This window comes from Variovorax sp. P4_D9 (assembly GCF_056401695.1).
This window is the reverse complement of the sequence record NZ_JBFUIU010000549.1, coordinates 1-6,138: the sequence shown is the minus strand read 5'-3', so window position 1 is coordinate 6,138 and position 6,138 is coordinate 1. Positions and strand designations below refer to the sequence as shown.

Below are 6,138 nucleotides of genomic sequence, written 5' to 3'. Positions count from 1 at the left end.
ATCAGGCCGGCGCCGGGCCGCCCCAAGGCGGCCTGCGGCCCCCCTCGGGGGGCAGCGACACACGAAGTGATGAGCGTGGGGGTCAAGTTATTCCACTTCGGCGATCAGCTCGATCTCGACGCAGGCGCCAAAGGGGATTTGCGCGACGCCGAAGGCGCTGCGTGCATGGGCGCCTTTCTCGCTGCCGAAGACCTCGGCCATCAGCTCGCTGGCGCCGTTGGTCACCAGGTGCTGCTCGGTGAAGGTGTGCGTGGAGTTCACCAGGCTCATCAGCTTGACGATGCGCTTGATCTTGTTCAGGTCGCCGACCGCCGCGTGCAGGGTGCCGAGCAGGTCGATCGCGATCGCGCGCGCGGCCTGCTTGCCTTCGTCCGTGCCGAGCGCGGCGCCGAGCTGGCCGACCCAGGGCTTGCCGTCCTTGCGGGCGATGTGGCCGGAGAGGAACACCAGATTGCCGGTGCGCACGAAGGGCACGTAGGCCGCGGCCGGGGTGGACACCGGGGGCAGGGTGATGCCGAGGCTAGACAGCTTGTCGTAGACGCTCATGAGGACTCCTTGTTCTGGGATTGGGATTGGGATTGGGATTGGGATTGGGATTGGGATTGGGATTGGGATTGCGACTGCGCGACGGCCGCTGCTTCTTCCTTCAGCTCCTCCAGCGGCCGCACCGTGACGCTGACGCCCAGCGTGTGGCGAGCGCCGCCGTGCAGCACGCCGCGCATCGGCGAGACGTCGGAGTAGTCGCGGCCGATGGCCAGGGTCACGTAGTCCTCGCCGGGCTGGCGGCCGTTGGTCGGGTCGAAGTCGGCCCAGTCGCCGGGGCCGTCGGTGCCGGGCAGGTAGACCGACACCCAGGCGTGCGAGGCATCGGCGCCCACCAGGCGCGGCTTGCCCGGCGGCGGCTGGGTCAGCAGGTAGCCGCTCACGTAGCGCGCCGGCAGGCCGATGGTGCGCAGGCAGGCGATCATGATGTGGGCGAAATCCTGGCAGACGCCCTTGCGCTGGGCCAGCGCCTCGATCGCCGGCGTGCTGATCTCGGTGCTGCCGGCGTCGTAGTCGAAGTCGCGGTACATGCGCAGCGTGAGGTCCATCGCGGCGTCGAAGGTCGGGCGGCCGGGCGCGAAGCTGGGCCGCGCGTAGGCCGCAAAGTCATCGTGGCGCGGCACGTAGCGCGAGGGAAAGACGAAGTCGGAGGCGGGGTCGTAGCGCGCGTCCTTGACGTAGCGGAATCGCTCCCGCACTTCTTCCCAGGGCAGTTCGCGCGCGATTCTCGGCGCCAGTACCGGCTGCGCGGTGTCGACCACGCTCTCGGCCGTCACGACCAGTTCCTCGTGGGTGGCCTCGAGCGCGAAGAAGGCGCGCGCGTTGCCGTAGACATCGGCCGATTCCTCGCGCAGCGCCGGCGTCGGGCTGATCGTCAACGCATGGCTCACGAGCCGCTGCGATTCCGTGTTCATCGGCTTCAGGTGCGCCAGGTGCTGCGCCGTCTCGACCGGCGGTGTGTAGTCGTAGCGCGTGGCGTGGGTGACGTGGAGAAGCATGGGGGGGACTTTACTCGCCGCCGCGGGCGAGCCGAAATCAGGCTCCGACGGAGCGCAGCGATTCGGACGTCAAGGTGAAATAGCGGGTGCCTATCGCATCGGACACGTGGTAGGCCGCGGTCTCGCAGGCCCCGAACAGGTGGACCAAGGACGGGTACTGCTGTTTGGGCCCGGGCTCGCACAGGCCTTCCAGCGTCCACTTGTCGGGGTCGGGCAGGTCGTAGGACAGGGCGGTGAGCTTGTCGGGCGCGCTGCCGGCCAGCCTGGCGATGCGCTTGCGCAGCGTGTGCGCGACCCAGGCCAGCGAGCGGGGGTTGTCGCCGTCCTGCACCAGCAGGTCGACCAGGGTGGCGACGTCGCGCCGCTGCTGATAGCGTGCGTGGAAGGTGATGGTGCTGTCGAACAGGGCCACCATGGCCTCGAAGCCGCTGACCTCGTGCACCGAACCGTTCTCGAAGCCGGCCGCCAGCGCGCTCGACAGGAACGCCAGGCGCTCGATGTGGCGGCCGATCGACAGGAGCCGCCAAGCGTCGTCGCGCGTCATGCGATCGGTCTGGGCGCCGGTGATCGCCGACAGCGCGCTGCTGGCGGATTCGAGCAGGCGCAGGGCGGCGCCGCTGGCGTAGCCGCCTTCGACCTTCTCGCTGGCCTGCTCGGCGCTGCGGCGCAGGAAGTCGGACTCGGCGCGCACGATCTGGTTCCAGTGGTCCTGCGACAGGCGTTCGCGCACCGCGGCAGCCGACTGGCGGACGCAGCGCAGGCTCCAGCCCACGCTGCCGCCGGTCTCGACGTTGCCCAGCTCGGCGATCAGCGCGCGCTCGAACACGCGCCGCGACTTCGGCAGGCTCGGCACTTCGGCCGGCACCAGCGCGTTGCGCAGTGCCAGCCGGTGCAGCCACTCGAGCAGCGTGCGCGAGGATTGGTCCTCGCCGCCCAGCAGATCGATGGTGAGGCGCGCGAGGCGCACCGCGTTCTCGGCCCGCTCGGTGTAGCGGCCGAGCCAGAACATGTTCTCGGCCGCCCGGCTGGTGACCGGCGCCCGATGCCGGGCCAGCGAGGCCGGCGTGGCGTGCGGCTGCAGCAGGGTGGTGCGGTCGACCTCGCCCTCGGTGCGGACCCAGACGTCGGCGCTGCTGCCGCCGCGCTGCATCGAGGCGATCTGGGCGTCGCGTCCGGCCAGCCGCGCCAGGCCGCCGGGCAGCACCCGCCACGAGTGCGGGCCGTCGCTGACCGCGAACACCCGCAGCAGCACCGAGCGCTGCGCGATGTGGCCGCGGCCGAGATCCTGGGTCCAGGTCGGCATCTGCGACAGCGGCAGGTAGCTCTGCACCGTGTGGGCCTCGCCCTGGCGCACGATGCGGCCGGCCCATTCGTCGAGCTCGCGGCGACCCATGTGGCGGCCGAGCACGGCGTCGAAGCTGGTGTGGGCGTCGATGTCGGGGTAGGTGGCCTTGATCGCGCAATCGCCCAGCTGCGGCAGCACGGCTTCCATCGCGGCGCGTTCGCCGCACCACCAGGTCGGCAGTGCCGGCAGCCGCAGCTTTTCGCCGATCAGCCGGCGCGCCAGCGCGGGCAGGAAGCCCAGCAGCGCGGGCGACTCGAGGAAGGCCGATCCGGGCATGTTGGCAACCAGCACGTTGCCGGCGCGGATCGCCTGCAGCAGCCCCGGCACGCCGAGCGTCGAGTCGGGCCGCAGCTCGAGCGGATCGAGGAACTGGTCGTCGAGCCGCTTGACCAGCCCGTGCACCGGCCGCAGGCCCTGCAGCGTCTTGAGGTAGAGGCGCTGGTCGCGCACCGTGAGGTCGTTGCCCTCGACCAGCGTGATGCCGAGGTAGCGCGCCAGGTAGGCGTGCTCGAAGTAGGTCTCGTTGTAGGGGCCGGGCGTCAGCAGCGCGATGTGCGGCGGCTGGCCGGCCGGGCACATGCGCTGCAGGCCTTCCATCATCGCGTTGTAGGTGGCCGCCAGGCGCTGCACCTGCAGCTTCTCAAAGGCCTGCGGAAACTGGCGCGCGATGGCCAGCCGGTTCTCGAGCAGATAGCCCAGCCCCGACGGCGCCTGGGTCCGCTGCGAGACCACCCACCAGTTGCCGTCGGGCCCGCGCGCGAGGTCGAAGGCGGCGATGTGCAGCCAGGTGTCGCCGGGCGGACGCACGCCATGCATGGCCCGCAGGTAGCCCGGATGGCCCTGCACCAGCGCCGCCGGCAGCAGGCCTTCGGCCAGCAGCTGCTGCGGGCCGTAGACGTCGGCCAACACCTGGTCGAGCACGCGCACGCGCTGCTGCACCCCGGCCTCGATCTGGGCCCAGCTGTGCGGGGAGACGATCAGCGGGAACAGATCGAGCGACCACGGCCGCTGCGGGCCGTCGGCGTCGGCGTAGACGTTGTAGGTGACGCCGTTGTCGCGGATCTGCCGTTCCAGGCTGATTGCGCGCCGCGGCAGGTCGTCGAAGCCGCCCGGTCCCAGGTTCTCGAAGAAACCGCTCCAGGCAGGGGCCAGCGGCCCCTGGTCGCGGAGGACGGCGTCGTCGTCCTCCGCCTGCGGCGCAGCGGGCGGCACGGAGGAAGCCTCGTAGAGCGGCGCCGGCTGCGACGGGGCGGCCGGGCGCGCTTCGTCCTCCGGCGTCGCGCCGCCGCGCAATTCGTCGAAATGGCCGGGCGCGGCCTGGGGAGCGAGCGCGGCCGCCAGCGCGGCAGGCGCTTCCAGGGCCTGGGCGTCGAAGAGGGATTCGTTCAGTGGGTCCACGGTGCGCCGATTGTCACACTGTGGTCACGGATGCCGAGGGCGGGCGCGTGAGAAAAGTCCGAAACTTCGCGCGCCGCCTCGACATGCTCATAGGCCAACCTCCGTGCTTCGCACTGCGGTGCGAGCGCCTTCGGGCGGCCGGGCGGCGCTCATCGCCGCAGATCGAGCGTGAACGGAAACTCGCGGCTGCCCGCCAGCTCGATGGTCGCCGGCGGTGTGCTCATCAGCCCTGGCGTGTGGCCCATCCGCGTGAAGCGCGAATGGCGCCGGCTCTCGGCCTCGTAGGCGTTGACCGGGAAGGTGTCGTAGTTGCGCCCGCCCGGATGGGCGACGAAGTACTGGCAGCCGCCCAGCGAGCGCTTCATCCAGGTGTCGACGATGTCGAAGGTCAGCGGCGCGTGGGCGCCGATGCTGGGATGCAGCGACGACGGCGGGTTCCACGCCTTGTAACGCACGCCGGCCACGAACTCGCCGACGGTGCCGGTGGGCTGCAGCGGCAGCACCTTGCCGTTGACGGTGATGACGTAGCGGCTCTCGTTGAGGCCGGTGACGCGCACCTCGATGCGTTCCAGCGACGAGTCGACATAGCGCACGGTGCCGCCGGCCGAGCCTTCCTCGCCCATCACGTGCCAGGGTTCGAGCGCGTTGCGCAGCGACAGCTCGACACCCATGGCCTGCACCTGGCCGACCAAGGGGAAGCGGAACTCGAAGTGCGGAGCGAACCAGTTCGGKTCGAAGGCGAAGCCGGCCTGGCGCATCTCGCTGATGACGTCGTCGAAGTCCATCTTGACGAAGGTAGGCAGCAGGAAGCGGTCGTGCAGCTCGGTGCCCCAGCGGGTGGCCGGCGCCTGGTACGGCTCGTCCCAGAAGCGGGCGATGAAGGCGCGCAGCAGCAGCTGCTGGGCGATGCTCATGCGAGCATGCGGCGGCATCTCGAAGGCGCGCAGCTCGAGCAGGCCCAGGCGGCCGGTGCTGGAGTCGGGCGAGTAGAGCTTGTCGATGCAGAACTCGCTGCGGTGCGTGTTGCCGGTGACGTCGACCAGGATGTTGCGCAAGGTGCGATCGACCAGCCAGGCCGGCATGTTCTGGCCGTAGGTCTCGCGGTTGCGGGCGATTTCCTTGAGCGCGATCTCGAGTTCGTAGAGCTGGTCGTTGCGGGCCTCGTCGACCCGCGGCGCCTGGCTCGTCGGGCCGATGAACATGCCCGAGAACAGGTAGCTCAGCGACGGATGGTTGTGCCAGTAGAGCAGCAGGCTGGCGAGCAGCTCGGGCCGGCGCAGGAAAGGGCTGTCGGTCGGCACCGCGCCGCCCAGCACGAAGTGGTTGCCGCCGCCGGTGCCGGTGTGGCGGCCGTCGGTCATGAACTTCTCGGCCGACAGGCGAGTCTCGAACGCCGCGTTGTAGAGGAACTCGGTGTGTTCGACCAGTTCGCGCCAGTTGTGCGCCGGATGGATGTTGACCTCGATCACGCCCGGGTCGGGCGTGACCTGCAGCAGCTTGAGGCGCGGATCGCGCGGCGGCGGGTAGCCTTCCATGACGATCTTGACGCCGAGCTGCTCGGCCGTGGCTTCGACCGCGGCGACCAGGTCGAGGTAGTCCTCGAGCCGTGCCAGCGGCGGCATGAAGACATACAGCACGCCCGAGGCGCTGCCGAGCTTCTCGGCCGCCGGGCCGTTGGCGCGGCGCGGATCGCGCACCTCGACGCAGAGCGCGCTGCGGGTGATCCAGTGGGCCGATTCGCCGCGCCGCGGCTGGCGCGGCGTGGTCGGGTCGATGGTCTCGGCCGTCGCGCGGGCCGCGCCGTCGCCCGGCGACTGCATGCGCAGCGCCGCCGGCGCGGCTTCGGGCTTCGGG

Annotated in this window: 4 protein-coding genes; all 4 read right to left on the bottom strand. The window is 70.6% G+C overall.

All coding sequences use genetic code 11. From position 1 onward, the window contains the following. Positions 1 to 87: 87 nt before the first annotated feature. Positions 88 to 546, bottom strand: a complete 459-nt coding sequence (locus tag AC1DY5_RS38365; protein WP_478119694.1) for a RidA family protein — start codon at positions 544 to 546, stop codon at positions 88 to 90. Next, a complete protein-coding gene (locus tag AC1DY5_RS38360) occupies positions 543 to 1,541 on the bottom strand; it encodes a transglutaminase family protein (RefSeq protein ID WP_478119693.1) in 999 nt (332 codons plus the stop codon). Before AC1DY5_RS38360 ends, AC1DY5_RS38365 begins: the two co-directional genes overlap by 4 nt. A gap of 37 nt (positions 1,542 to 1,578) precedes the next feature. Continuing rightward, positions 1,579 to 4,284 (bottom strand): circularly permuted type 2 ATP-grasp protein, encoded by a 2,706-nt coding sequence (locus tag AC1DY5_RS38355; RefSeq protein WP_478119692.1) that lies wholly within the window; start codon positions 4,282 to 4,284, stop codon positions 1,579 to 1,581. A gap of 149 nt (positions 4,285 to 4,433) precedes the next feature. Then, the coding region (locus AC1DY5_RS38350; RefSeq protein WP_478119691.1) for a transglutaminase family protein at positions 4,434 to 6,138 on the bottom strand (1,705 nt) is incomplete at its 5' end.

Bases quoted from the DNA above. Each gene is read 5' to 3' on its own strand.
- AC1DY5_RS38360 (WP_478119693.1), bottom strand. From the start codon at position 1,541: ATGCTTCTCCACGTCACCCACGCCACGCGCTACGACTACACACCGCCG.
- AC1DY5_RS38365 (WP_478119694.1), bottom strand. From the start codon at position 546: ATGAGCGTCTACGACAAGCTGTCTAGCCTCGGCATCACCCTGCCCCCG.